At 59.2% G+C, this 25,998-nt stretch carries 23 protein-coding genes; 14 read left to right on the top strand and 9 right to left on the bottom strand.

All coding sequences use genetic code 11. The features are described 5' to 3' along the window. Nucleotides 1-73: 73 nt before the first annotated feature. From xerD to BVK86_RS05965, 6 genes are all read left to right on the top strand, one after another. Complete coding sequence (gene xerD, locus BVK86_RS05990) at nucleotides 74-970, top strand: site-specific tyrosine recombinase XerD (RefSeq protein WP_075945555.1); 897 nt, start codon at nucleotides 74-76, stop codon at nucleotides 968-970. A gap of 254 nt (nucleotides 971-1,224) precedes the next feature. Then, on the top strand, nucleotides 1,225-1,956 hold the full coding sequence (gene dsbC, locus BVK86_RS05985; protein WP_075945554.1) for a bifunctional protein-disulfide isomerase/oxidoreductase DsbC: 732 nt from the start codon (nucleotides 1,225-1,227) through the stop codon (nucleotides 1,954-1,956). Between the two features lie 134 nt (nucleotides 1,957-2,090). Beyond that, the gene (locus BVK86_RS05980; RefSeq protein ID WP_075945727.1) at nucleotides 2,091-3,395 is read left to right on the top strand and encodes a homoserine dehydrogenase; all 1,305 of its coding nucleotides are present in this window, start codon (nucleotides 2,091-2,093) and stop codon (nucleotides 3,393-3,395) included. A gap of 66 nt (nucleotides 3,396-3,461) precedes the next feature. Further along, complete coding sequence (gene thrC / locus BVK86_RS05975) at nucleotides 3,462-4,871, top strand: threonine synthase (protein ID WP_075945553.1); 1,410 nt, start codon at nucleotides 3,462-3,464, stop codon at nucleotides 4,869-4,871. 120 nt (nucleotides 4,872-4,991) lie between these two features. Continuing rightward, complete coding sequence (locus BVK86_RS05970) at nucleotides 4,992-6,350, top strand: transporter substrate-binding domain-containing protein (protein ID WP_075945552.1); 1,359 nt, start codon at nucleotides 4,992-4,994, stop codon at nucleotides 6,348-6,350. Between the two features lie 162 nt (nucleotides 6,351-6,512). After that, nucleotides 6,513-6,800, top strand: a complete 288-nt coding sequence (locus tag BVK86_RS05965; RefSeq protein ID WP_075945551.1) for a DUF3509 domain-containing protein — start codon at nucleotides 6,513-6,515, stop codon at nucleotides 6,798-6,800. 169 nt (nucleotides 6,801-6,969) lie between these two features. Here BVK86_RS05965 and BVK86_RS05960 read toward each other — a convergent pair whose 3' ends face one another. Together BVK86_RS05960 and BVK86_RS05955 are read right to left on the bottom strand one after the other, a co-directional pair. Then, entirely contained in the window at nucleotides 6,970-7,938 is a 969-nt protein-coding gene (locus BVK86_RS05960) for a TIGR02285 family protein (protein ID WP_075945550.1), read from the bottom strand. Then, nucleotides 7,892-9,091 carry a CaiB/BaiF CoA transferase family protein gene (locus tag BVK86_RS05955; protein WP_075945549.1) on the bottom strand — a complete coding sequence of 400 codons (1,200 nt, stop codon included), beginning with the start codon at nucleotides 9,089-9,091 and terminating at the stop codon, nucleotides 7,892-7,894. Before BVK86_RS05955 ends, BVK86_RS05960 begins: the two co-directional genes overlap by 47 nt. Before the next feature lie 147 nt (nucleotides 9,092-9,238). On the opposite strand from BVK86_RS05955, the gene BVK86_RS05950 reads away from it, so the two are divergent. From BVK86_RS05950 to BVK86_RS05940, 3 genes are all read left to right on the top strand, one after another. Continuing rightward, complete coding sequence (locus BVK86_RS05950) at nucleotides 9,239-9,781, top strand: YaeQ family protein (RefSeq protein WP_056853617.1); 543 nt, start codon at nucleotides 9,239-9,241, stop codon at nucleotides 9,779-9,781. Between the two features lie 54 nt (nucleotides 9,782-9,835). After that, nucleotides 9,836-11,545, top strand: coding sequence for a single-stranded-DNA-specific exonuclease RecJ (gene recJ / locus BVK86_RS05945; protein ID WP_075945548.1), 1,710 nt, complete (start codon nucleotides 9,836-9,838; stop codon nucleotides 11,543-11,545). A gap of 245 nt (nucleotides 11,546-11,790) precedes the next feature. Further along, complete coding sequence (locus BVK86_RS05940) at nucleotides 11,791-12,897, top strand: NADH:flavin oxidoreductase/NADH oxidase (protein WP_075945547.1); 1,107 nt, start codon at nucleotides 11,791-11,793, stop codon at nucleotides 12,895-12,897. 65 nt (nucleotides 12,898-12,962) lie between these two features. Here BVK86_RS05940 and glpD read toward each other — a convergent pair whose 3' ends face one another. The 4 genes from glpD to BVK86_RS05920 all read right to left on the bottom strand — a co-directional run bounded on the left by glpD (nucleotide 12,963) and on the right by BVK86_RS05920 (nucleotide 18,042). Next, nucleotides 12,963-14,501, bottom strand: a complete 1,539-nt coding sequence (gene glpD, locus BVK86_RS05935; protein WP_075945546.1) for a glycerol-3-phosphate dehydrogenase — start codon at nucleotides 14,499-14,501, stop codon at nucleotides 12,963-12,965. Nucleotides 14,502-14,758: 257 nt separating this feature from the next. After that, complete coding sequence (locus BVK86_RS05930; protein ID WP_046042004.1) at nucleotides 14,759-15,514, bottom strand: DeoR/GlpR family transcriptional regulator; 756 nt, start codon at nucleotides 15,512-15,514, stop codon at nucleotides 14,759-14,761. Nucleotides 15,515-15,609: 95 nt separating this feature from the next. Then, nucleotides 15,610-17,115 carry a glycerol kinase GlpK gene (gene glpK, locus BVK86_RS05925; RefSeq protein ID WP_075945545.1) on the bottom strand — a complete coding sequence of 502 codons (1,506 nt, stop codon included), beginning with the start codon at nucleotides 17,113-17,115 and terminating at the stop codon, nucleotides 15,610-15,612. 75 nt (nucleotides 17,116-17,190) lie between these two features. After that, the gene (locus BVK86_RS05920) at nucleotides 17,191-18,042 is read right to left on the bottom strand and encodes an MIP/aquaporin family protein (protein ID WP_075945544.1); all 852 of its coding nucleotides are present in this window, start codon (nucleotides 18,040-18,042) and stop codon (nucleotides 17,191-17,193) included. Nucleotides 18,043-18,380: 338 nt separating this feature from the next. On the opposite strand from BVK86_RS05920, the gene ybaK reads away from it, so the two are divergent. Next, nucleotides 18,381-18,851: a Cys-tRNA(Pro) deacylase gene (ybaK, locus tag BVK86_RS05915; RefSeq protein WP_075945543.1), complete on the top strand. Its 471-nt coding sequence runs from the start codon at nucleotides 18,381-18,383 to the stop codon at nucleotides 18,849-18,851. Nucleotides 18,852-18,953: 102 nt separating this feature from the next. Next, nucleotides 18,954-19,736: a PhzF family phenazine biosynthesis protein gene (locus BVK86_RS05910; protein WP_075945542.1), complete on the top strand. Its 783-nt coding sequence runs from the start codon at nucleotides 18,954-18,956 to the stop codon at nucleotides 19,734-19,736. Between the two features lie 113 nt (nucleotides 19,737-19,849). Here BVK86_RS05910 and BVK86_RS05905 read toward each other — a convergent pair whose 3' ends face one another. Both BVK86_RS05905 and argF read right to left on the bottom strand, forming a co-directional pair. Then, complete coding sequence (locus BVK86_RS05905; protein WP_075945541.1) at nucleotides 19,850-20,959, bottom strand: ABC transporter ATP-binding protein; 1,110 nt, start codon at nucleotides 20,957-20,959, stop codon at nucleotides 19,850-19,852. Beyond that, nucleotides 20,956-21,876, bottom strand: coding sequence for an ornithine carbamoyltransferase (gene argF, locus BVK86_RS05900; protein ID WP_075945540.1), 921 nt, complete (start codon nucleotides 21,874-21,876; stop codon nucleotides 20,956-20,958). The genes BVK86_RS05905 and argF overlap by 4 nt, the downstream gene beginning before the upstream one ends. Before the next feature lie 406 nt (nucleotides 21,877-22,282). Here argF and BVK86_RS05895 point away from each other — a divergent pair, with 406 nt between their 5' ends. The 3 genes from BVK86_RS05895 (at nucleotide 22,283) to grxD (ending at nucleotide 25,255) form a co-directional block, all read left to right on the top strand. Further along, on the top strand, nucleotides 22,283-22,573 hold the full coding sequence (locus BVK86_RS05895; protein WP_075945539.1) for a hypothetical protein: 291 nt from the start codon (nucleotides 22,283-22,285) through the stop codon (nucleotides 22,571-22,573). Between the two features lie 134 nt (nucleotides 22,574-22,707). Beyond that, nucleotides 22,708-24,816, top strand: a complete 2,109-nt coding sequence (locus BVK86_RS05890; RefSeq protein ID WP_075945538.1) for a molybdopterin oxidoreductase family protein — start codon at nucleotides 22,708-22,710, stop codon at nucleotides 24,814-24,816. Nucleotides 24,817-24,913: 97 nt separating this feature from the next. Further along, a complete protein-coding gene (gene grxD / locus BVK86_RS05885) occupies nucleotides 24,914-25,255 on the top strand; it encodes a Grx4 family monothiol glutaredoxin (protein WP_075945537.1) in 342 nt (113 codons plus the stop codon). A gap of 109 nt (nucleotides 25,256-25,364) precedes the next feature. Here the strand turns inward: grxD and bfr are convergent, their stop codons facing one another. Further along, entirely contained in the window at nucleotides 25,365-25,841 is a 477-nt protein-coding gene (bfr, locus tag BVK86_RS05880; RefSeq protein ID WP_075945536.1) for a bacterioferritin, read from the bottom strand. Between the last annotated feature and the right edge of the window lie 157 nt (nucleotides 25,842-25,998).

Here is a 25,998-nt window from a genome sequence, read left to right as displayed (position 1 = left end):
AAGACTAGCGTCCGTTTCCCTGTCCGTTTTTTAATTTTGTGCGCCGCCCCGGGGCTGCGTGACTTGAGTGCCCATGCCTGCCATCGATCACCCATTAATAGACCAATTCCTTGATGCCCTGTGGCTGGAGAAAGGCCTTTCCGATAACACCCGTGGGGCCTATCGCAGTGACCTCGCACTGTTCAATGGCTGGTTACAAGAGAAAGGGCTGGAATTGGTCAATGCCGGACGCGAGTTGATCCTCGACCACCTCGCCTGGCGCCTGGAGCAAAACTACAAGCCTCGATCCACCGCGCGATTTCTCTCCGGTGTGCGTGGCTTCTATCGTTATTTGCTGCGGGAAAAATTGATCGCAGTCGACCCGACATTGCGAATCGATATGCCTCAGCTCGGGCGGCCGTTGCCCAAATCCTTGTCGGAAGCCGATGTGGAAGCACTGCTGAAGGCTCCCGATTTGAGCGAAGCCATCGGTCAGCGCGATCGCGCCATGCTCGAAGTGCTCTACGCCTGCGGATTGCGGGTGACTGAGCTGGTCAGCCTGACGCTGGAGCAAGTCAACCTGCGCCAGGGTGTGCTGCGAGTGATGGGCAAGGGCAGCAAGGAACGGCTGGTGCCAATGGGCGAGGAGGCGATTGTCTGGGTCGAGCGCTACCTGCGCGATGGCCGTGGCGAACTGCTCGGAGGTCGTCCCAGTGATGTGTTGTTTCCCAGCCTGCGCGGCGAGCAGATGACCCGTCAGACGTTCTGGCACCGGATCAAGCATCAGGCCAAAGTCGCGGGGATCGGCAAGTCGCTGTCGCCGCACACCCTGCGCCACGCGTTTGCCACGCACTTGCTCAACCACGGCGCGGATCTGCGGGTGGTGCAAATGCTGCTCGGCCACAGCGACTTGTCGACGACCCAGATCTATACCCACGTCGCCCGCGCACGCTTGCAGGACCTGCACGCCAAACACCACCCCCGCGGCTAAACAAAACACCTGTGGGAGTGAGCCTGCTCGCGAAGAGGGAGTGTCAGCCAGCTTCCATTTAGCTGACACTGCGCATTCGCGAGCAGGCTCGCTCCCACAGGGAATGATCTTGTCCTGAACGTCTTGCGACAGGCGCATTCGGCCACGCGAACCTTATGTGGTAGGCTTTGCCGGTTTGCACGATGGGCGGTTAAGACCCGGTGTTTCGGCACGGGCGTTCTGATCGTCCCATTTGTCCGCCTTCAGGAGTTCTCATGCGTCTGACCCAGATTTTCGCCGCCGCAGCCATTGCGTTGGTCAGCACCTTTGCCGTCGCCGATGACGCGGCCGACAAAGCCATTCGTAAAAGCCTGGAAAACCTCCAGCTCGAAGTCCCGGTAGAAACCATTACCGCCAGCCCCCTGCCGGGCCTTTATGAAGTCAAACTCAAGGGCAGCCGCGTGCTGTATGCCAGCGCCGACGGCCAGTATGTCGTTCAGGGTTACATGTTTCAGCTCAAGGACGGCAAACCGGTCAACCTGACCGAGAAGACCGAACGCCTGGGCATCTCCAAACTGGTCAATGACATTCCGGTCGCTGAAACCGTGGTTTACCCGGCCGTTGGCGAAACCAAGTCGCACATCACGGTGTTCACCGACACCACGTGCCCGTACTGCCACAAGCTGCACGCCGAAATTCCGGAGCTGAACAAGCGCGGTATCGAAGTGCGTTACGTGGCGTTCCCGCGCCAGGGCCTGGGCTCGCCGGGTGACGAGCAACTGCAGGCGGTGTGGTGCTCCAAAGACAAGAAAGCGGCCATGGACAAAATGGTCGATGGCAAGGAAATCAAGGCCGCCAAGTGCGATAACCCGGTTTCCAAGCAGTTCGCCCTCGGCCAGTCGATTGGCGTGAACGGTACACCGGCCATCGTTTTGGCTGACGGTCAGCTCATTCCGGGCTACCAGCCTGCGCCACAAGTCGCCAAACTGGCGCTGAATGCGAAGTAAATTTCACATCGTCACGGCCAGCCTTTGACGAGCATGGTCCGGCAGCAGCATCGCCGGGCCATTAATAGAGAGCCGCGAGCATGCGGCTGTTTTCACGGCCGGCCTTGAGTCGGCCGTTTTATGGGGAGTTCACAGTGAAACCGGTCAAAGTAGGCATCTGTGGGTTAGGGACCGTCGGTGGCGGTACCTTCAACGTACTTCAGCGTAACGCCGAGGAAATTGCTCGTCGTGCCGGGCGTGGGATCGAAGTGGCACAAATTGCCATGCGCACGCCAAAGCCTCAGTTCCAAACGACCGGTATTGCGATTACCAACGATGTCTTCGAAGTGGCCACGAACCCTGAGATCGACATCGTAATAGAGCTGGTAGGCGGCTACACCGTTGCCCGCGAGCTGGTACTCAAGGCCATCGAGAATGGCAAGCATGTGGTCACCGCGAACAAGGCGCTCATCGCCGTTCACGGTAATGAAATTTTCGCCAAGGCTCGCGAGAAGGGCGTGATTGTTGCGTTCGAAGCGGCTGTGGCGGGTGGCATTCCAGTCATCAAGGCAATCCGTGAAGGTCTGTCCGCCAACCGCATCAACTGGGTGGCCGGCATCATCAACGGCACCGGCAACTTCATCCTCACCGAAATGCGCGAGAAAGGCCGGACCTTCGAAGACGTGTTGGCTGAAGCGCAAGCCCTGGGTTATGCCGAAGCCGACCCGACCTTTGACGTTGAAGGCATCGACGCGGCGCACAAGCTGACGATCCTGGCGTCCATTGCATTCGGTATTCCGCTGCAATTCGACAAGGCTTACACCGAAGGCATCACCAAACTGACCACCGCCGACGTCAATTACGCCGAAGCGCTGGGTTACCGCATCAAGCACCTGGGCGTGGCGCGCAGCACGGCTTCCGGTATCGAGTTGCGTGTGCATCCGACGCTGATCCCGTCCGATCGCCTGATCGCCAACGTCAACGGCGTGATGAACGCGGTCATGGTCAACGGCGATGCTGCCGGTTCGACCCTGTTCTACGGCGCCGGTGCCGGCATGGAGCCGACCGCTTCGTCGGTGATCGCTGACCTGGTGGACGTGGTTCGCGCCATGACCTCCGACCCGGAAAACCGCGTACCGCACCTGGCCTTCCAGCCGGATTCGTTGTCCGCACACCCGATCCTGCCGATCGAAGCCTGCGAAAGCTCTTACTACTTGCGCATTCAGGCCAAGGACCATCCGGGCGTATTGGCCCAGGTGGCGAGCATCCTGTCGGAGCGCGGCATCAACATCGAATCGATCATGCAAAAGGAAGTCGAAGAGCACGACGGCCTGGTGCCGATGATCCTGCTGACCCACCGCGTGGTGGAGCAGCGCATCAACGACGCCATCGCAGCTTTGGAAGCCTTGGCGGGTGTGGTCGGTCCGGTTGTACGGATCCGTGTCGAGCACCTGAACTAAGCCGTTATCGTTGACCGGGTTCGCCTGCGGGCCCGGCACTACGAACACTGTCCATTGGAGTCAGTCATGCGTTACATCAGTACCCGCGGCCAGGCACCGGCCCTGAATTTCGAAGACGTCCTGCTGGCAGGTCTTGCCACCGACGGCGGTCTGTACGTCCCGGAAAACCTGCCACGTTTCACCCAGGAAGAAATCGCCTCCTGGGCTGGCCTGCCCTATCACGAGCTGGCTTTCCGGGTCATGCGCCCGTTCGTGACCGGCAGCATTCCCGATGCCGATTTCAAAAAGATCCTTGAAGAAACCTACGGTGTGTTCGCCCACAGCGCCGTTGCGCCGCTGCGTCAGCTGAACGGCAACGAATGGGTGCTGGAGCTGTTCCACGGCCCGACCCTGGCGTTCAAGGACTTCGCCCTGCAACTGCTGGGTCGCCTGCTCGATTACGTGCTGGAGAAGCGCGGCGAGCGCGTGGTGATCGTCGGTGCCACCTCGGGTGATACCGGTTCGGCGGCCATCGAAGGTTGCAAGCACTGCGAAAACGTCGACATCTTCATCCTGCATCCGCACAACCGGGTGTCCGAAGTGCAGCGTCGGCAGATGACTACCATCTTCGGTGAGAACATCCACAACATCGCCATTGAAGGCAACTTCGATGACTGCCAGGAAATGGTCAAGGCGAGCTTCGCCGACCAGGGCTTCCTCAAGGGTACGCGCCTGGTGGCGGTGAACTCGATCAACTGGGCGCGGATCATGGCCCAGATCGTTTACTACTTCCACGCCGCCCTGCAATTGGGCGGCCCGGCGCGTTCGGTTTCTTTCTCGGTGCCGACCGGCAACTTCGGCGACATCTTCGCCGGTTACCTGGCGCGCAACATGGGCCTTCCGATCAATCAGTTGATCGTCGCCACCAACCGCAACGACATCCTGCACCGCTTCATGAGCGGCAACCAGTACGTCAAGGAAACCCTGCACGCTACGCTGTCGCCGTCGATGGACATCATGGTCTCGTCGAACTTCGAGCGCTTGCTGTTCGACCTGCATGGTCGCAACGGTGCAGCGATTGCCGGGCTGATGGACAGCTTCAAGCAAGGTGGTGGTTTCAGCGTCGAGCAAGAGCGCTGGACCGAAGCCCGTAAACTGTTCGACTCGCTGGCCGTGGACGACGCACAAACCTGCGAAACCATCGCCGAAGTCTACGAGCAGACCGGCGAGGTGCTGGATCCGCATACCGCGATCGGCGTCAAGGCCGCGCGCGAATGCCGACGCAGCCTGGATATCCCGATGGTGATCCTCGGCACGGCACATCCGGTCAAATTCCCGGACGCGGTGGAGAAAGCCGGTGTAGGAAAAGCGCTGGAACTCCCTGTACATCTTTCTGATTTGTTTGAGAGAGACGAGCGTTGCACCGTGTTGCCGAACGACCTGAAAGCCGTGCAGGCCTTTGTCAGCCAGCATGGCAACCGTGGTAAGCCTTTGTAACGGGCAAAACCTGACACACAAGAAAGCCCGTCTCCTGACGGGCTTTCTTGTTTTTGCATGCCACACTGGCCGGGAAATGCCTTTATCGAGGACCAGCGAGCCGAGCACAAGGATGTGGCAATGCAGTATTTAGCAGTGATGAAGCCGGCGGTTGGCTGGATATTTTGGCTGGCCCTTCTGGGGCTGGCCCAAGGCGCTGTGGCGGCGCAACTGGTCGCTTATGCGGCTGATGCGACGGCGGTGCCGGAGCCGCTGATCGAGCTTGATGCGCAGGAGCGCGAATGGCTGGCTGGGCATTCACACGTCGTCGTCGCGTCGACACAGTACCCTTTATATCTATTCAAGGACGAGCGCGGCCAATGGAGCGGTTTTCATAACGATGTGCTGGAACGCATCAGCGCCATGACAGGGTTGCGGTTCGTCTACGACGAGACATTTTCCACCGAACAGTTACTCGATCGTCTGGAAAGTGGCGCAGCCGACATGAGCACGATGCTGTCCATGAACGACGAGCGCAGGGCCTTTCTGGATTTCAGTCCTGCCTTTGGTGGCGCTGGCTGGGTGTTTGTCGGGCACGCAGAGGCTCCTGACGTGCAATCGCTGGAGCAACTGGCAAAAAAGGTGCTGGTGTTGCCGACGCGACATGCGCTGGAAGCCTTGATTCGTCGTGATTACCCTTCTATCGAAGTGCGTTCGGTAAAAACCCACGCTGAAGCCCGGGCACTGGTTGAGAGCGGCGAAGCGTATGCGACCCTCGACAATGACATCGGAGCGCGGCTCTATCCGTCGGGGCGGCTCAAGGTCGGTGAGGCACTGGAAGGCAAATGGGATGCGGATTACCTGGCTGTGCACAAAGGGCAGCCACAGCTGTTGAGCATCCTTAGTAAAGCACTGGAGGCGTTTCCGTCCGTTGAACTGCGCGCGCTGCGACACAAATGGTTCTATGCCGTTGCGCCGACAAGCACATCCTCAATCTGGGAGGGGACCACCAGGCAGGTTTGCGTGGGGCTGTTGATCGTCAGCGTGTTTGCACTGCTATCGCTGGTCTGGAATCGTCGATTGGCCATTGTGATCGAGCAGCGTTTGAGCGCCGAGAAGGGACTTCGCGATCAGCTGGCATTCCAGCATGCATTGATGGACGCCATGCCCGACCCGGTGTTTGTTTGTGATCGGCAAGGGCGTTTGATCATGTGCAACAAAAGCTATGAGGAAAGCCTGTCGACCCGTTTTGATCAGATGCGCGGACAGCGGTTGATCGAGCTGGAAGTCTTGCCCCGAGAGACCGCCGAGCTTTTGCATGCCGAGTTCATGGTTCAACTGCAGACACGCAAGCCACGCTTCCGCGAGCGGCAATTGATGTTCAAACATGGCCTCAGCGACATCTATCAGTGGACTGTGCCGTTTTACGGTGCGGATGGTCAATTGCGGGGTTTGCAGGGCGGATGGACTGAAATCGAACGGCGGCCCCGACAGACGTGACAGAACAGTTTTTTCTCTGTCATCTTTGCCGTGCATGCTCTATCGACCAGAGACGAATATTTACGTGCACTCGGTATTCAGAACTTTCTTCTCGGGCCGGCGGTCATTTACTGTAGACACGCCCCAGGCACTTTGTTTTCGGACTATTGAGTGGTGATCGAGATGGAAAGTATCAGTCTCTTGCTCGGTGAGGCTCTGAGCCCGTATCAGGTGACATTGACACCGGCAGGCATTCATGGCGAATGCCGTGTGACATTGAAGAACGCGAGCGGCGAAGTGGTGGTCGATCGAAAATTCAATCAGGCGCAGTTGAGTGACAAGCGATTGTTGACCGATGTGGTCGACGGTTTGCATCGCGATGTGCTGATTGCGGAAGGGCGCCTGGAGCCTTGTGTGATCGCGGCATTACGCAATGCCGCTCAGGACAAGCTGTTGGCCAGTCGAAATTGAATTGTCTTTTGTGGGAACCTTCCTGCAACAAGGTCTGTCAGACCCACTAACAGCAGGATCAAGCATTGTGCTCCGGTGCTTGTAGCTTGCTGCTACCGGTCTTTATGTAGACTGCGTTTAACCCCGAGTCGTCTCCCCACTTCTCGGGGTTTCTTTTGTCTGGAATTTGTCAGCGCCCGGTCTGTTGCTCGAAAAATTTTCGCGAGGCTTCCAGATATTCGCTGCGACTTTCCGGGTCGAGCCAGGCCGCGTAGGCCTCGCTCAGGTAGTCACGAGGCAGGGTGTGCAACAGTTGGTTGATCTCGGTAATGACCTGTCGACCCTGAGGGGTATTGGTGCAACCGATGTACCCGGACAAGTACTTGCCTGTGCCGAGAATCGGGTAGAACTGCAGTTCATCCTCGGCGATCCCTTGCTGCTGAGCCTGATAGCGGATTTCCGGGCGATAACCCAGCAGCAACCGCAGGCGTCCTAGGCGTTGCATTTGCAGGAGACTGCCCAGTGCGTCATTGCCGTAATGCAGCGTCAGGGCCTTGGGTGGGGCCTGCCTGAGCATGGCATCCAGGTACTCGCCATAGTTGCGTTCGGCGATAATCCCCAGCGTTACAGCGCCAGTGGCCAGCAGGGCGGCCAGATCCACTTCGCCTTCCTTGAGGAACGGCACCACCACTTCGCGATCAACCCGGCGCACGGCCAGGCCATTGCTCATGGCACGGAACACGGGAACGGAAAACGCGATCCGGCTTTCGCGTTCCTTGCTCCAGTTCAACGCTGCGTCACAGGTCAGAGAGGGCTCATGAAGCATCTGCAAGCCGCGCGCGCGATTGACCTTCATCACGCTGTGTTGGTACTGCGGCATGCCGGCGATCAGTTTGGTCAACAGTTGATCGATGATCCCCAGACCCTTTTTCGGTCCGTCGAAAATGAACAGCGGTGGCAGATCGCGCTTGAGCCAGATCAGCGACTCCTTGGATTGCGCCCACGCCGAGGGTGCCATAGCGATGATCAGAAGCACGCCCGCCGTAGCGCGCAACGCTCGTCCGTTGCGCCACAGGCAGTGCTTGATGAAGTGCGCAACCAGACGCTTCAGCTCAGATGGCTCCGTCTTTGCGCAGTTGTGTGATCTGCGACGCGTCATAGCCAAGTTCCTGGAGTACCTGAGCGTTGTGTTCGCCCAGTTGCGGCCCGACCCATTCACAATCACCGGGTGTCTCAGAGAGTTTCGGCACAATTCCCGGCATCTTGAAATCTTTGCCATCCGGCAGTTTGGCCTGCAGGAACATTTCCCGGGCGAGGTACTGTGGATCGCTGAACATGTCTTGCGCACTGAAGATCCGGCTGGCTGGTACGTCGGCCTGGTTCAGCAGTTCAATGACCCGGTCCAGCGGCAACGAGTTGACCCAACGATCGATGACGCCGTAAAGCTCGTCACGGCGGCTGTCACGCCCATCGTTGCTGGCCAGCAATGGATCGTTGGCCAGGTCTTCGCGACCAATGACCAGCATGAAGCGCTTGAAGATCGCGTCGCCGTTGGCGCCGATCTGTACATGCTTGCCGTCGGCGCTGGTATGGATCGAGGAGGGCGTGATGCCGGGCATGATGTTGCCGGTACGTTCGCGAATGAAACCGAACACGTCGAACTCCGGGACCATGCTTTCCATCATGGCGAAGATCGCTTCGTACAGCGCGACATCCACCACCTGGCCCTGCCCGCCGTTGACCTCGCGGTGCCGCAAAGCCATCAGCGCGCCGATCACGCCCCACAGTGCGGCAATCGAGTCGCCGATGGAGATGCCGGTGCGCACCGGTGGGCGATCTTCGAAGCCGGTGATGTAGCGTAAGCCGCCCATGGACTCACCGACCGCGCCAAATCCCGGCTGATCTTTCATCGGGCCGGTCTGGCCGAAACCCGACAGGCGCACCATCACCAGCTTCGGATTCAACGCGTGCAAGACCTCCCAGCCCAGGCCGAGCTTTTCCAGGACGCCGGGTCGGAAGTTCTCGATCAGGATGTCCGCTTCGCTCAGCAGCTTTTTCAGAATCGCCAGGCCGTCGGGATGCTTGAGGTTCAGGGTCAAGGACTTTTTATTGCGCGCCTGCACAAACCACCACAGCGACGTGCCCTCATACAACTTGCGCCATTTGCGCAACGGATCGCCGCCATCCGGGGATTCGACCTTGACCACATCGGCACCGAATTCGGCGCAAATGCGCGAAGCAAAGGGGCCGGCAATCAACGTGCCCAATTCAATGACTTTCAGGCCTGAAAGCGGTTTGGCGGTCAACGACATACGGGAACCTGTAGGGCAAGGGTTGAGCGAATACAGCGTTTTAACATAGCCGACCGTCAGGCGCCCGAGGTAGATCGTCTTCTATTCGTTGATTGATGCCTGCATCGGTTAGACTTGCCGCCTTTCCCCGTATCTAGAAGCCCGTTCATGGCCCAGCCGTCCACGACCTACAAGTTTGAACTGAACCTCACCGACCTCGACCGCAGTGTCTACGAGAGCGTCAAGCAAACCATCGCCCGTCACCCTTCGGAAACCGAAGAGCGCATGACCGTGCGCCTGCTGGCTTACGCCCTCTGGTACAACGAACAACTGTCCTTTGGCCGTGGTCTGTCAGAAGTGGACGAACCAGCCTTGTGGGAAAAAAGTCTGGATGACCGCGTCCTGCACTGGATCGAAGTCGGCCAGCCGGATGCCGAACGTCTGACCTGGTGCTCGCGTCGCACCGAGCGCACCAGCCTGCTGGCTTACGGCAGCCTGCGTGTCTGGGAAGGCAAAGTGGTGCCAGCGGTGAAAAACCTGAAGAACGTGAACATTGCGGCCGTGCCTCAGGAAGTGCTGGAAACCCTGGCCAAAGACATGCCCCGCGTCATCAAGTGGGACGTAATGATCAGCGAAGGGACGATTTTCGTGACCGACGATCGCGGTCAACACGAAGTCCAACTGACCTGGTTGTTGGGCGAGCGCGGCTGAAGCTGCGCCATCCCCGATTTATCCTACGTAATCTAGAGAAGCTCCCGTCACCCCATGCGCATTGAACCTCGCCTGCTGCCCGACACCTTGCCCTTCCTCGGTGATATTCCACCTTTGCTGACCCGCCTGTATGCGGCGCGGGGGGTGCAATCCGAAGCCGAACTGGACAAGAGCCTGGCACGGTTGATTCCGTTCCAGAAGCTCAAGGGCATCGAGGCAGCCGTGGATTTGCTGGTGGTCGCCCTCGAGCAGCGTCAGCGGATCCTGATCGTCGGCGACTTTGACGCCGATGGCGCAACGGCCAGTACCGTCGGCACGTTGGGGCTGCGCTTGCTGGGTGCGGCACATGTCGATTACCTGGTGCCCAATCGATTCGACTACGGTTACGGCCTGACGCCGGAAATCGTCGCGGTGGCGCTGGAGCGTCAGCCACAATTGCTGATCACCGTGGACAATGGCATCTCCAGTGTCGAAGGCGTGGCGGCGGCGAAGAAAGCTGGGCTGAACGTGCTGGTCACCGATCACCACTTGCCCGGCGATGAGCTACCGTTGGCCGATGCCATCGTCAATCCGAACCAGCCCGGCTGCGAGTTTCCGAGCAAGGCCCTTGCTGGCGTCGGGGTGATTTTCTATGTCCTGATGGCTCTGCGCGCGCGGTTGCGCGGGCTCGGCTGGTATGCGGACAAGCCGCAACCGAACATCGGAGAGTTGCTCGATCTGGTGGCGCTGGGCAGCGTAGCCGATGTGGTTCCGCTGGATGCCAACAACCGGATTCTGGTGCATCAGGGCCTCGAGCGTATTCGTGCCGGCCGTGCCCGACCGGGGGTCAAGGCGATCCTGGACGTGGCCAAGCGTGACCCTGCGCGCATTACCTCTACCGACCTTGGCTTTATTGTCGGCCCGCGCCTGAACGCGGCAGGGCGTCTGGACGACATGAGCCTGGGCATCGAATGCCTGCTGACCGAAGACGCCGGCCTCGCCCGTGAAATGGCTGCGCAACTGGACGGCATGAACCAGGACCGCAAATCCATCGAACAGGGCATGCAGCGTGAAGCGCTGGCTCAGCTCAAGGACCTGCCAGTAGAGTCGATGCCATTCGGTTTGTGCCTGTTCGACCCCGAATGGCACCAGGGCGTCATCGGCATTCTCGCGTCGCGTATGAAAGAGCGTTACTTCCGTCCGACCATCGCCTTTGCCGATGCCGGCGATGGACTGCTCAAGGGCTCGGGTCGTTCGGTCCAAGGCTTTCATATCCGCGACGCGTTGAGCGTGGTGGCGGCGCAGCATCCGAACCTGATCACCAAGTACGGCGGTCATGCGATGGCGGCTGGCCTGACGTTGCCGGAAGCGAATTTTCCGCTGTTTGCCGAAGCGTTTGATGCCGAGGTTCGTCGGCAACTGCGCGAAGAGGATCTGACCGGGCGCCTGCTGTCGGACGGCACCCTGGCGGTCGAGGAGTTTCACCTGGAACTGGCCCGCGCGTTGCGCCATGCCGGCCCTTGGGGACAGCACTTTCCGGAGCCGCTGTTTCACGGGGTGTTTCAGTTGGTCGAGCAGCGTGTCGTCGGTGAGCGGCACCTCAAGGTCGTGCTGCGAAGCGAATGTGGCTCGGTGAAACTCGATGGCATCGCATTCGGTATCGATCGGGACGTCTGGCCGAACCCGACCATCAAGTGGGTGGAGTTGGCCTACAAGCTCGATGTGAACGAGTTCCGGGGCAATGAAACCGTTCAGTTGATGATTGCCCATATCGAACCGCGATAGCTTTTGTGGCGAGGGAGCAAGCTCCCTCGCCACAGGGTATGTGTTGTGTGCAGATTGTCCGTGTTTCATTCTTGAACCCTCCCTCATCCCCCGATGTCGACTAGGCTCTAAGCACTGCTTGATTATCCTTGTGACGTCTTGTCGATTTTTATGCCCGCGGGGGCGGGTGCTGTACCTTTTTCCTGTCACTCGTCGACTTTTCAAACAGAACCCTGGAGCCTGACCACTGATTCGAGAGGTGCCCCATGAGTCTGCTGCTTGAACCCTATACCCTGCGCCAATTGACCCTGCTCAACCGCATTGCGGTGTCGCCAATGTGCCAGTACTCGAGCGTCGATGGTCTGGCCAATGATTGGCATCTGGTCCACCTCGGCAGCCGCGCCATCGGCGGGGCTGGGCTGGTGTTTACCGAAGCCACGGCGGTCACGGCCGACGGGCGGATCACCGCGCAAGACCTTGGTCTGTGGAACGATGAACAGATCGAACCCCTGCAACGCATCACCCGCTTCATTGCCGCTCAGGGCGGCATCGCGGGCATCCAGTTGGCCCATGCCGGCCGCAAGGCCAGCACTTGGCGGCCGTGGCTCGGCAAGCATGGCAGCGTCAAGCCTGACGACGGTGGCTGGTTGCCGGTCGGTCCGTCACCGATTGCCTTCGATCCGCAGCACACTCAACCCAAACAGCTCGACGATGATGAAATCGCCGATGTGATTCAGGCTTTCGTCGATGCCGCCAAACGAGCGCTGACCGCCGGTTTCAAGGTGGTGGAAGTGCATGCGGCCCATGGTTACCTGCTGCATCAATTTCTCTCGCCGCTGAGTAATCAGCGACGCGACCAATGGGGCGGTTCCTTTGAAAACCGCATTCGCCTGGTGTTGCAGGTCACTGAAGCCGTGCGCGCGGTGTGGCCTGAAGAATTGCCGCTGTTTGTCCGGGTCTCGGCCACGGACTGGGTGGAAGATGGCTGGAACCCGGATGAGACCGTCGAGCTGGCGCGACGTCTCAAAGCCCTTGGCGTAGACCTGATCGATGTGTCGTCGGGTGGTACGGCGGTTAACGCGGAAATTCCGACCGGGCCTGGCTACCAGACGCGCTTCGCTGAACGTGTCCGCAAAGAAGCCGACATTGCCACCGGCACCGTAGGCATGATTACCGAACCGGCACAGGCCGAACACATTCTGCGCACCTGTCAGGCGGACATCATTTTCCTGGCTCGCGAGCTGTTGCGCGACCCGTACTGGCCGCTGCACGCTGACGACGATCTCGGGGGACGCAAGGCCATCTGGCCGGCGCAATATCAACGGGCGACTCATCGTGATCAGCCGATTCATGAGTCAGATTTGCGGGACTGAACGCGCCGCTACAAAAAAAGCCCCTGAATCGTGAGATCCAGGGGCTTTCGTTTGAGCGGTATTGATCAGGCCGCTTCGATCTTGCTGCGGTTCTGCTCGACCTTGTTGAGGTAATCCTTGAGCTTGTCCTGTTCCGCCGGTGTGGTGAACAAGCCGAGCTTGCTACGGCGCCACAGGATGTCGTGGGCGGTGGTGGCCCATTCGTCGCTGCACAGGTAATCGACTTCGCGGGTGTAGAGACCGCCGCCGATGTGTTCGCCCAGGTCGCTCAGATTCTGCACGCCTTCGAGCATGCGCCAGGTTCGAGTGCCGTAGGTGGTGGCCCAGCGGCGCGAGATTTCGGTCGGGACCCAGTCAAACCTGTCGCGGATTTTCGAGCTCAGCGCCTGCGGGGTCGTCATGTCTTCGCCGCCCGGCAGGGGAGCGTTGGCGGTCCAGCTCGGTTTGATGTGAGAGAAGTAAGGCGCCAGTTGCGCCAGCGCCGACTCGGCCAGTTTGCGGTAGGTGGTCAGCTTGCCGCCGAACACGGACAGCAGCGGGGCTTCTTCGCCGGAGCCTGACAAGGCGAGGGTGTAATCGCGGGTCACGGCCGACGGGTTGTCCGATTCGTCGTTGCACAGCGGACGCACACCGGAATAGCTGTGCAGGATGTCGTCACGACTGATCTGTTTTTTGAAGTGGGCGTTGACCACCTTCAACAAATAATCGGTTTCGCCTTCGGTGATCGCAACCGCAGCCGGATCGCCGGTGTATTCGCGGTCGGTGGTGCCGATCAGGGTGAAGTGGTTCAAATACGGAATGGTGAAGACGATGCGCTGATCTTCGTTTTGCAGAATGTGCGCATGTTCACCTTCGTACAGCTTCGGCACGATCAGGTGGCTGCCCTGGATCAGACGGATACCGTACGGCGACTCCATCTTCAGGTCATCACGGATGAACTTGGCGACCCAAGGGCCGGCCGCGTTCACCAATGCTTTGGCGCGAATCGAAAACAGGCTGCCGTCGGCGCGCTCCAGGTGCAAATGCCACAAGCCTTTGGTGCGGTGAGCGCTGACACAACGGGTTTGAGTATGGACGTGGGCGCCTTTTTCCCGGGCGGCCATGGCGTTCAGCACCACGAGGCGCGCATCGTCGACCCAGCAGTCGGAATATTCAAAGCCTTTGGTGATTTCGCTTTTCAGTGCGCTGTCCGCACCGAACTTCAGGCTTTTCGAGCCTTGGAGTTGTTCGCGTTTGCCCAGATTGTCATACAGAAACAGACCCGCGCGGATCATCCAGGCTGGACGCAGATGCGGACGGTGCGGCAACACGAAGCGCATTTGCTTGACGATGTGGGGCGCCTTGGCCAGCAAGACTTCGCGCTCGGCCAAGGCTTCGCGCACCAGGCGGAATTCGTAATGTTCGAGATAGCGCAGGCCACCATGGATCAGCTTGCTGCTGGCTGATGATGTGTGGCTGGCCAAGTCATCCTTTTCGCAAAGGAACACCGAGAGGCCACGGCCGGCGGCGTCCGCTGCGATCCCCACGCCATTGATGCCGCCACCGATGACGGCAATATCGTAGACCTCGGCAAGAGGGGGCGTAGGCAAGGTGGAAGTGGGCATCGGCTAAGGCCTCGGGCTTTTTTGATTTTCTGTATTTGAATTCGAACATAAATGTTCATTTGCGAAAATACTAGCCCATTAAGACGCGCACAGCCAGTCAGCTTCGATTGAAAATACTCATCGAAGGGCGGTGAAAGGAAAATTTACGAACATTTTTGAGGGGAATGCACTGTAGGAGCCGGCTTGCTGGCGATGCGATCTCAAGGGCGCCATCGCCGGCAAGCCGGCTCTTGCGGGTCGTTCAACCTTCGTTGTGGTTAAACAACCTCCAGCCGAACCTTGTGCTGGTTCAGCAATTGCGCCAGCGCCGGGGAGGGCTGCTGATCGGTTACAAGGCAATCAACCAGGCTGATCGGACCCAGGCGAATCATGGCGTTGCGCCCGAATTTGCTCGAGTCGGCGGCGAGAATCACTTGACGGGCATTGGCGATGATCGCCTGGGACACCCGCACTTCCTGATAATCGAAATCCAGCAAACTGCCATCTTCATCGATGCCGCTAATGCCGACCAGAGCGAAGTCGACCTTGAACTGGTTGATGAAATCGACACTCGCCTGACCCACTACGCCACCGTCACGCCGCACATTGCCGCCGGTCAGCAGCACGTCAAAGTCGTCCTTGGCGCTGAGCATCGAGGCCACATGCAGGTTGTTGGTGATGATCTTCAGGTGATTGTGATTGAGCAGCGCGCGGGCGATGGATTCGGTGGTGGTGCCGATGTTGATGAACAGCGAGGCGTGATCCGGAATCTGTGCGGCAATGGCTTCGCCAATACGCTGTTTCTCATCGCGCATCTGGTCGGCGCGCATGGCGTAGGCAGTGTTTTCGACACTGGAGTCGTAAGCCGCGCCGCCGTGGTAGCGACGCAGCAAATTGGCTTCCGCGAGCTGGTTGATATCGCGGCGGATGGTTTGCGGAGTAACAACGAACAGCGTAGCCATTTCCTCGATACTCACATAGCCGCGTTCGCGAACCAGTTCGAGGATTTGCTGCTGACGGGGAGGCAGATTCATGGGGCGTCCTTTGGGCTGCCGTGCAAAATTTGCCCATGATGCCGCAGGAATCTGCTCCCTGCCAGTTACAACCGGATACCGGTCTGGCTATTGGCTTATTCAGCCCCTTCCTGCGGCTCCCAATCGCGGGTGCGGCTGACGGCTTTTTTCCAGCCGGCGTAGAGTTTTTCCTTCGCCGCTTCGTCCAGGGTCGGTTCGAATTTGCGCTCGATCACGGCCTTGCCGCGCAACTCTTCCAGGCTGCCCCAGAAACCACACGCCAGGCCCGCCAGGTAGGCAGCACCCAGCGCCGTGGTTTCGCGCATTTGCGGACGCTCGACGTGCGTGCCGAGGATATCGGCCTGGAACTGCATGAGGAAGTTGTTCGCCACCGCACCGCCATCCACGCGCAAGGCTTTGAGGCGCTCCCCGGCATCTTGCTGCATGGCATCGAGTACGTCGCGGGTCTGGTAGGCAATCGACTCGAGCGCTGCGCGGATGATGTGATCCACGCGGACACCGCGGGTCAGGCCGAACAATGCGCCGCGGGCATACGGGTCCCAGTACGGAGCACCCAGGCCAGTAAAGGCCGGGACCAGGTACACACCATTACTGTCCTTGACCTTGTTGGCAAAGTATTCGGTGTCGTGAGCGTCATTGATGATCTTCAACTCGTCCCGTAGCCATTGCACGGTGGAACCGCCGTTGAACACCGCGCCTTCCAGGGCATAGGCCACTTCGCCGCGCGGACCGCAGGCAATGGTGGTCAGCATGCCGTGGCTGGATTTCACGGCTTTGTCGCCGGTGTTCATCAACAGGAAGCAACCGGTGCCGTAGGTGTTTTTGGCCTGGCCGGCCTCGACACACATCTGTCCGAACAACGCGGCTTGCTGGTCGCCGGCGATACCACCGATGGCGATACCGCTTTTGGTGCGGCCGTAGATTTCCGACGACGATTTCACTTCGGGCAGCATTTCGCGAGGGATATCCAGCACCTCCAGCATCTTCGCATCCCACTCCAGGGTGTGGATGTTGAAAAGCATGGTGCGTGAGGCGTTGGTGTAGTCAGTGACGTGCACTTTGCCGCCGGTAAATTTCCAGATCAGCCAGCTGTCGACGGTGCCGAACAGCAGCTCGCCGTTGCGTGCACGCTCACGGCTGCCTTCGACATTGTCGAGAATCCACTTGAGCTTGGTGCCGGAGAAATACGGGTCGGTGACCAGGCCCGTGGTGTCGCTGATGTATTGCTCGTGGCCATCGCGTTTGAGCTGCTGGCAGATCTCGGTGCTGCGTCGGCACTGCCAGACGATGGCGTTGTAGATCGGGCGTCCGGTGTTCTTGTCCCAGACCACCGTGGTTTCACGCTGGTTGGTGATGCCGATGGCCGCGACCTGATCGTGATGCAGACCGGCTTGCGCCAGTGCCTCGACCATCACTGCGCTCTGTGTGGCGAAGATTTCCATCGGGTCATGCTCGACCCAGCCGGCTTGCGGGTAGTGCTGCGCGAACTCCCGTTGAGCGGTGCAGACCACGTTGGCGTCGCGGTCGAAAATGATCGCGCGGGAGCTGGTCGTACCCTGATCGAGGGCAATGATGTAGTTCTTATTCTGAGAGTCGGTCATGTCGATTGCCTTGGACGAAATAAGGGGGTGAGGTCTGGCGCGCGATCTTTTCGGCAGGATCATGCGCCAACGGTATCAAGAAATTCTGGGTTTGCCGTCAATGGCTGTTGTTGTGTCCTTTGTAGCAGGTGCGGCGCCGGGCAGATGGCGGGCGATGATTCCGCGATAGGCCGCGGCACCGAGGCAGGCGCCGACGATCGGGGCGAATATCGGAATCAGGAAGTAGGGGATGTCGCGCCCGCCGGTAAGGGAAATTTCGCCCCAACCGGAGAAAAATGTCATGAGTTTCGGGCCGAAGTCCCGTGCAGGGTTCATCGCGAAACCGGTCAGTGGCCCCATCGAACTGCCGATCACCGCAATCAGCAAGCCGATCAGGATCGGTGCCAGCGGGCCATTGGGCAGGCCATTGTTATCGTCGGTCAGCGACATGATCACGCCCATCAGGATGGCGGTGATGATCACCTCGACCAGAAAGGCTTGCGCTGTGGACAGGCTCGGGTTGGGGAAGGTGGAAAACACCGATGCCAGCTCAAGGCTGGCTTCGGTGCCGCGAACCATATGGTGAGTTTGTTCGAAATCGAAGAACAAGTTGCTGTACAACGTGTACACCAACAGCGCACCGCAAAAGGCGCCAGCGACCTGGGCGAAAATATAGAAGGGCAGTTTGCGCTTTTCGAAGTCGGCAAAAATGCTCAGCGCGATGCTGACGGCGGGATTCAGGTGAGCCCCGGAAACCCCGGCAGTCAGGTAGATCGCCATGCTGACACCAACGCCCCAAATGATGCTTATTTCCCACAAGCCAAAGCTGGCGCCCGCGACCTTGAGCGCGGCGACGCAACCGGTACCAAAAAAAATCAGAAGCGCGGTGCCCAGAAACTCGGCCATGCATTGGCTCGAGAGCGACGGTTGTTGTACAGCAGTTGTCATTGAAACCTCATTTTTTTCTTGTCTGGCGCTTGCTTTCCATCAGGGTCAGAGCGCGGTTTTCCCCGAGGCAGAATCCCCATCCTGTTCCCGGTTTACAGCGGGGCGTTGCGGTATGACTCTTCGAGAAGTTTCATAAACGAAAAAATATAGACAAGAAACACTGCTGTCAAAGGTCGAAAGTGAACCACTGGTCATAAATAAACTATTAGTTCGGTGAATGATCGCGGATGATCAAGGGCGGCAACCCATGCAAACGGTGCCGGGTTAGAGCCTTTTGCGGATCAATGTCCTAGAATCCGGCGCAGGATTTTTCTACTGCCGCCCAGTCTGGAGCTGTCATGACCCCCGCATTGGATTTGCTGAAAAAGGTTCGGGCCGAACACCGAGTGCACAGTTACGAACATGACCCGAAGGCAGCGTCCTATGGACTCGAAGCCGCAGAAAAACTTGGCCTGGACCCGGCTCAGGTGTTCAAGACCTTGCTTGCGGCCAGCGAGAAAGGCGAGCTGCTGGTGGCGGTGGTGCCAGTTGTCGGCAGTCTGGACTTGAAAGGTTTGGCTCACGCCGCCGGGGTGAAAAAAGTTGAAATGGCCGACCCCGTCGCAGCGCAACGGTCGACGGGTTATCTGTTGGGCGGGATCAGTCCGCTGGGGCAAAAAAAGCGGTTGCGCACTTTTATAGATAATTCGGCCCAACCCTTCGCGAGCATTTTCGTCAGTGCCGGCCGACGTGGGCTGGAGGTCGAATTGGCCCCGGCAGTGCTGGCCGAGCATACTCAAGCAACGTTCGCCGATATCGGTCGGGCCTGACAGGACAGCCACGCCACTGTATGGCGAAAATCGGTCAACTCTGTCACTGGTGGTTTTTCCCCGGCGACCTCATGCTCGGTGACCTGACAAAGGGAGATGTTTATGCAACTTGAGTTTCATCAGGTCGACGCGTTCAGTGATCAGCCTTTTCGTGGCAACCCGGCAATGGTCTATCGGCTGGATGCCTGGCTCGCCGATGAGTTGATGCAAAAGATTGCCGCCGAGCACAATCTTGCTGAAACGGCTTTTGTCGTGCGCGAAGGCCAGGGCTGGCACATCCGCTGGTTTACCCCGACCACCGAAGTCCCGCTGTGCGGTCACGCGACGCTGGCCAGTGCTCACGTTTTGTTCGAGATCTACAAGGAGCCAGTCGAGCGCCTGGACTTCACCTGCAAGTCCGGCCCGCTGAGTGTCAGCCGCGAGGGTGGGCTTTTGTGGCTGGATTTCCCGGCAATCATCCCGTCAGAGGTGGGCGTGACGCTGGACGTCGAGCGTGCCCTCGGCGTGGAAGCCGTCGATGTGTTGGGATCGAATGAACTGTTCGTGGTGTTGGAGTCCGAGCAGGCGGTACTCGACTGTCAGCCGGATATGGTGGCGCTGGCCAGGCTGCCATGGTTGGGCGCCATCGTCACCGCGCGGGGCAGCAAGCACGATTTCGTCTCGCGCTACTTCGCACCGGCCATTGGCATCAACGAGGATCCGGTGACGGGATCGACTCATTGCAGCCTGATTCCGTACTGGTCTGCACGGTTGAGCAAGTCAAGTTTGACGGCGTATCAATGCTCGGCGCGGGGAGGAGAGTTGTTCTGCCGGCTGGAAGGCGACCGGGTGAAAATTGGCGGGAATGCGACGCTGGTGACCAGCGGAACGTTGCTGTTGGGCTGACTCAAAACTCCTGTAGGAGCAAGCCTGCTCGCGATAGCGGTGGATCAGCCAACAGGGTTGTTGAATGAAAAACCGTCATCGCGAGCAGGTCGCTCCCACTGCGAGGGTGCTGATCAGTGAGCAGTGCTGTAGCGCCGAACGCCAGCTTCTACGGCCGCGATCTGCGCCGCCATGCTTCCGCTCGCCTGGAACAGCAGCAGGTGTTCCGCCGCGACACGTATGCCGACCTCAGTGCCAATCAGATGATCGACATGGCTCGGGAAGATCGACTCCAGCTGTGTGCCGGTTGGCAGTTGCAGGCGATAGAGCGTTGAGGCGCCCTGGAACGACTTGCCCACAATCCGCACCTTCAATGCACTGTCTGGCGCATAAACGATGTCGTCCGGACGCAGCAACACGTCCACTGCGCTACCCACCGGCCAGGTGTAGGCCCGGTTACCGCGCAACTCGCCCAGCTCGGTTTGCACTGACTCCGGGCTGCTCAACTGACCACGAATGAAGTAGCCCTGGCCGATGAAGCTGGCCACGTAGGGCGTCAGAGGTTCGTGATAGAGGTTGTAGGGCGTATCCCACTGCTCAAGTCGACCTTCCTTGAATACGCCGACGTGATCGCTGACCGCGAAGGCTTCTTCCTGATCGTGGGTCACCAGAATCGCGCTGGTGCCGCGGGCCTTGAGGATGTCGCGCACCTCGTGGCTGAGCTTGCGGCGCAATTCACCATCGAGGTTGGAGAACGGTTCATCGAGCAAGAGCAATTGCGGCTCTGGCGCCAGGGCACGGGCCAGTGCGACACGTTGCTGCTGACCACCGGAAAGCTCATGGGGGAAGCGCTTGCCGAGGCCTTTGAGGTTGACCAGTTCCAGCAGCTCTTCGGTGACGCGATCCTTTTGCGGGTGCTTGCGAATGCCGAAGGCGATGTTGTCGGCCACGCTCAGGTGTGGAAACAGTGCGTAGTCCTGGAACACCATGCCGATCCGGCGTTTCTCCGGCGCAAGGGTGAAACCGGCGCTGGAGATCGTCTCTCCCGCCAGCTGGATGTCACCTTCGTGCACCGGCTCGAATCCGGCAATGGCGCGCAGTGTGGTGGTCTTGCCGCAACCTGAAGAGCCGAGCAGGCAACCGATGTCACCGGCGTTCAAATGCAGGTTGAGGTTTTGCACCACCCGCTGGTCTTGATAACCGCAGGCGAGGTTGCGCAGGTTTAGCAGTAATGGCTGGCTCATGCGTGGTGGTACGCCGGCTCGACGAGAAACTCGAGCAGGGCCTTTTGCGCATGCAGGCGGTTCTCGGCTTGATCCCAGGCAACCGAACGCGGGTCATCGAGCAGGTCGATGCTGATTTCTTCGCCACGGTGAGCGGGCAGGCAATGCATGAACAGCACGTCCGGCGCGGCCAGGTCGAGCAGTGCGCGGTTCACCTGGTAAGGGGCGAACAGCTGAAGGCGCTTGGCGGTTTCTTCTTCCTGGCCCATGGAGGTCCAGACATCAGTGCTCACCAGATGGGCGCCGCGCACGGCATCCTTCGGATCGCGAACGATGGTGACCCGGTCCCCGGCCATGGCCACGAATTCGGGATTGGGCTCGTAGCCTTCCGGGCAGGCAACGCGCAGCTGGAAGTCGAACTGGATCGCCGCTTCTATATAGCTATTGCACATGTTGTTACCGTCGCCGATCCAGGCCACGGTCTTGCCCTGGATGGTGCCGCGGTGTTCGAGGAATGTCTGCATGTCGGCCAGCAACTGGCACGGATGCAGGTCGTCGGACAGGCCGTTGATCACCGGCACGCGCGAGTTGGCGGCGAACTCGGTCAGGTTGCTGTGGGCAAAGGTGCGGATCATTACTGCATCGAGCATGCTCGACATGACGATCGCGCAGTCGCCGATCGGCTCGCCACGGCCCAGTTGGGTGTCGCGGGGCGACAGGAAAATCGCCTGGCCGCCGAGCTGGATCATGCCGGCTTCGAAGGAAATGCGGGTGCGGGTCGAGGACTTCTCGAAAATCATCCCGAGCACGCGGTTTTTCAGGGGCTCGAACAGTACGCCGCGGTTACGCAGGTCTTTGAGCTCAACGCCTCGACGGATTACGCTGACCAGCTCTTCGGGCGTGCAATCCATTAGGGAGAGAAAGTGCCTTGCGCTCATCATTGACTACCTTTTTGCTACAAACCGCAGATGCTCAAAGCCTTGTTTGACGGAACAACGGGCGAGACCTGCGGCGTAAGCCGCACGGGGCGACGAAATAGGGGGAGGCGCGATCTTATAATTAAATGTCGCGTCTTACCAATAGGGCTACGGTTTTAGGGGATTTCAGAGGGGCTACGGGGTGACCGCAGTAGCGCTTTTGAAGCCTGTTTCCTGACAGCAGCGAAGCATTTGTACACCGCGCCTGCGCAGCTTGGCAATCAAGCGGAGCGCGGATGGCTTGTCAGTGGTCTGTTTGCGACCCCATATTCGCGGCGTTTCGGCGTCGTGCGTCTGATCTGAAATATTTGCTAATGCAAAGTGCTGGGTTATAAATAAATCACGAGCGACGCAGGAAGCCTCCGCAATGGAATCGAAAGAACAGCAGCTAATGGAATTGCTCGGCCTCACAGCCCGCTCCCTGACTCACCTGACCGCGTCGATGACCTCGATGTGCTTCGAATTGCTGCGTAGCAGCGACCCGGTGACCCGGGACGCCGGTCGGCGAATGATCGACCGCATGGCCACCATCAGCACCGGGCTGGACGAGCACTGGCGGCTGATTGGCGAGTTGACCGGGGTGCATGTCGCCCACGAGCAGATCGAAACCATCCAGGAAATCCAGTCGCAGACGCCACCGAGGCTGCCGTCGAGCTGATCGGCAACGGCCATCGGTTGGCCTGATGGTCAGCGATTCACAAGACGAACGTCGCTGGCGCGGTCGCGGGGCACGCGCCATAGTTTTGTTCCCGCGGCCAATATTGCCCGCCCAGAACAAGACAGAGACTGGCCATGACCAAGACTCTCCATCACCGTGCGTGCCACCTGTGTGAAGCCATCTGCGGCCTGACCATCGAAACCACTGAAAGCGAAGGCGGCAACCTGCAGATCACCTCGATCAAGGGTGATCCGCTGGATACGTTCAGTCGCGGGCACATTTGCCCCAAGGCTGTCGCCCTGCAGGATATCCAGAATGATCCTGATCGCCTGCATCAACCGATGCGGCGGGTGGGTAGTGAATGGCAGCCGATCGAGTGGGAGGACGCTTTCAATCTTGTCGCCGAAAGGCTGGCAGCGATTCAGGAGCGACATGGGCAAAACGCGGTGGCGGTTTATCAGGGCAACCCCAGCGTGCACAACTACGGGCTGATGACCCACAGCAACTACTTTCTCGGCCTGTTGAAAACCCGCAACCGGTTTTCCGCGACGTCGGTCGACCAACTGCCTCATCACCTGACCAGCCATTTGATGTACGGCCACGGTTTGTTGCTGCCGATCCCGGACATTGATCACACCGACTTCATGTTGATCCTCGGCGGTAATCCGCTGGCCTCCAACGGCAGCATCATGACCGTGCCCGATGTGGAAAAACGCTTGAAAGCCATTCAAGCCCGGGGCGGCAAAGTGGTGGTGGTTGACCCGCGACGCAGCGAAACGGCAGCGATCGCCGATCAACACCTGTTTGTGCGTCCTGGCGGCGATGCGGCGTTGTTGTTTGGCCTGCTCAATACGTTGTTCGCCGAAGGCCTGACCCGCGACAGTCATTTGCCTGTGGACGGTCTGGACGAGGTGCGCGAGGCAATTGCGACATTCAGCGCTGAGTCCATGAGCCCGTTGTGCGCGGTGCCGGCCGAACAGATCCGTCAACTGGCACGGGACTTCGCTGCTGCGCCAACCGCGGTTTGCTACGGTCGCATGGGCGTCTCGACCCAGGCATTCGGCACGCTCTGTCACTGGCTGGTGCAGTTGATCAACCTGGTCACCGGTAACCTCGATCGCGTCGGGGGGGCCTTGTGCACTGAGCCCGCGGTGGACCTGGTGGCCTCGACCTCGGGCGGGCATTTCAATCTGTGGCAGAGCCGGGTTTCCGGTCGACCGGAGTACGCCGGTGAGCTGCCGGTGTCGGCGTTGGCGGAAGAAATGCTGACCGAGGGGCAAGGGCAGGTTCGCGCGCTGATCACCGTGGCGGGTAATCCCGTGTTATCGACGCCCAATGGTCGACAACTGGAGCAAGCGCTGGATGGCCTGGAATTCATGGTCAGTGTCGACCTGTACATCAATGAGACTACGCGCTACGCCGATCTGATCCTGCCATCCACTTCGGCACTGGAAAACGATCACTACGATACGACCTTCAACATGTTTGCCGTGCGCAATGTCAGCCGCTTCAATCGGGCGATTCTGCCCAAGCCCGAAGGCGCGCTGCATGACTGGGAGATTTTCGTCGGGCTGGCCAAGGCCTTTGCCGCGAAGACCGGCAAGGAGCTGAAACCGACCATCGCGCCGGCGCAGATGATCGATCGTGGGTTGCGCATGGGCCAGTACGGTGACGCCTCGGCGCAAAAACTGTCGCTGGCGACGCTGTTCGACCATCCTCACGGCGTTGATCTGGGTGCGTTGCAAGCCAATCTGGCGCCACGTCTGAAAACCGCCAATCAGCGGGTTCAAGCTGCGCCTGCCGCGATTCTTGCCGATCTGGCGCGCTTTGCCGCGCTGCCGGCTCCGGCGGCTGGTGAGTTGCTGATGATCGGCCGTCGCCATGTGCGCAGTAACAACTCGTGGATGCACAACTATCATCGTCTGGTGAAAGGCAAACCGCGTCATCAGTTGTTGATGCACCCCGAGGACCTGGCCAGCCGTGGCTTGATTGACGGGCAACGTGTGCGGGTCAGTTCACGGGTCGGGGTCATCGAGGTGGAAGTGCTTGGCAGCCTGGATATGATGAAAGGCGTGGTCAGTCTTCCGCACGGTTGGGGACATGCGCGCCCGGGTGTGCAAATGACCATCGCCAGCGGCCAGCCGGGAGCCAGCGCCAACGACCTGACGGATGAGTGTCAGCTCGACGAGTTGTCCGGCAATGCAGCGCTCAATGGCGTTCCGGTGACGGTGGCGGCCGCCTGACCGTATCTGACGGAGAGACCGAGCAGGGCGCTCGGCTTTCCGTTACAATGCGCCACCGTGCCGACCCATGAGTCGGAAAGTTCAGCCGAGGTGCTCCATGGATATCATCGAAACGATTAAAGAGCAGATTGCCAACAACACCATTCTGCTTTACATGAAAGGCTCGCCAAATGCCCCGCAGTGCGGCTTCTCCGCTAAGGCCGCGCAGGCCGTGATGGCATGTGGCGAAAAGTTTGCGTACGTGGACATCCTGCAGAACCCGGAGATCCGCGCCAACCTGCCAAAATACGCCAACTGGCCAACCTTTCCGCAACTGTGGGTCGGTGGTGAGCTGGTCGGCGGTAGCGACATCATGACCGAGATGGCTGCAGACGGTTCGCTGCAAACCACCATCAAGGTTGCAGTCGAAGCCGCTGCTGCTGCCAAGTCCGAAGCCTGATTCGGTCCTTGCAGGCGCTGGCAAGCCAGCGCCTGCAGCGGCATTAAAAGCCCCGCCTCTTCAACAGAGTGCGGGGCTTTTTATGGCGTCGAGATTATTGGCGTAGCACTTACTCGTCTTCGCCCATCTGCGATTGCAGATAGTTTTCCAGACCAATCTTGTCGATCAGGCCCAGTTGGGTTTCCAGCCAGTCAATATGTTCTTCTTCGGACTCAAGGATGTCTTCGAGCAGTTCACGGCTACCGAAGTCGCCGACTTTCTCGCAATGCGCGATGGCTAGTTTGAGATCGGCATGGCCGGTTTTCTCGATACGCAGGTCGCACTCAAGCATTTCCTTGGTGTGCTCGCCGATGTGCAGCTTGCCCAGGTCCTGCACGTTCGGCAGGCCTTCAAGGAACAGGATGCGCTTGATCAGCTTGTCCGCGTGCTTCATCTCGTCGATGGATTCGTGGTACTCGTGCTTGCCGAGCTTGTTCAGACCCCAATCTTCATACATCCGCGCGTGCAGGAAGTATTGATTGATCGCGACCAGTTCATTGGCAAGGATCTTGTTGAGATGCTGGATGACTGTAATGTCGCCTTTCATGATGGGGTCCTGCCCTGTATTAGCTGTCTATAAGCCGGAGTTTGAGCCGCGCAACTAAGAGTGTCAAACCTAAGTTATTGAATAATATATGAAAATTAATCGGAATAAGAATGTTTGTGTTCCGCGTCTAGGGCCTAACTAGTTGATTTTCAGGCAT

The organism is Pseudomonas reinekei (assembly GCF_001945365.1).
GTDB classification, from domain to species: Bacteria; Pseudomonadota; Gammaproteobacteria; order Pseudomonadales; family Pseudomonadaceae; genus Aquipseudomonas; species Aquipseudomonas reinekei.
This window is presented reverse-complemented; position numbering and strand designations above follow the sequence as displayed.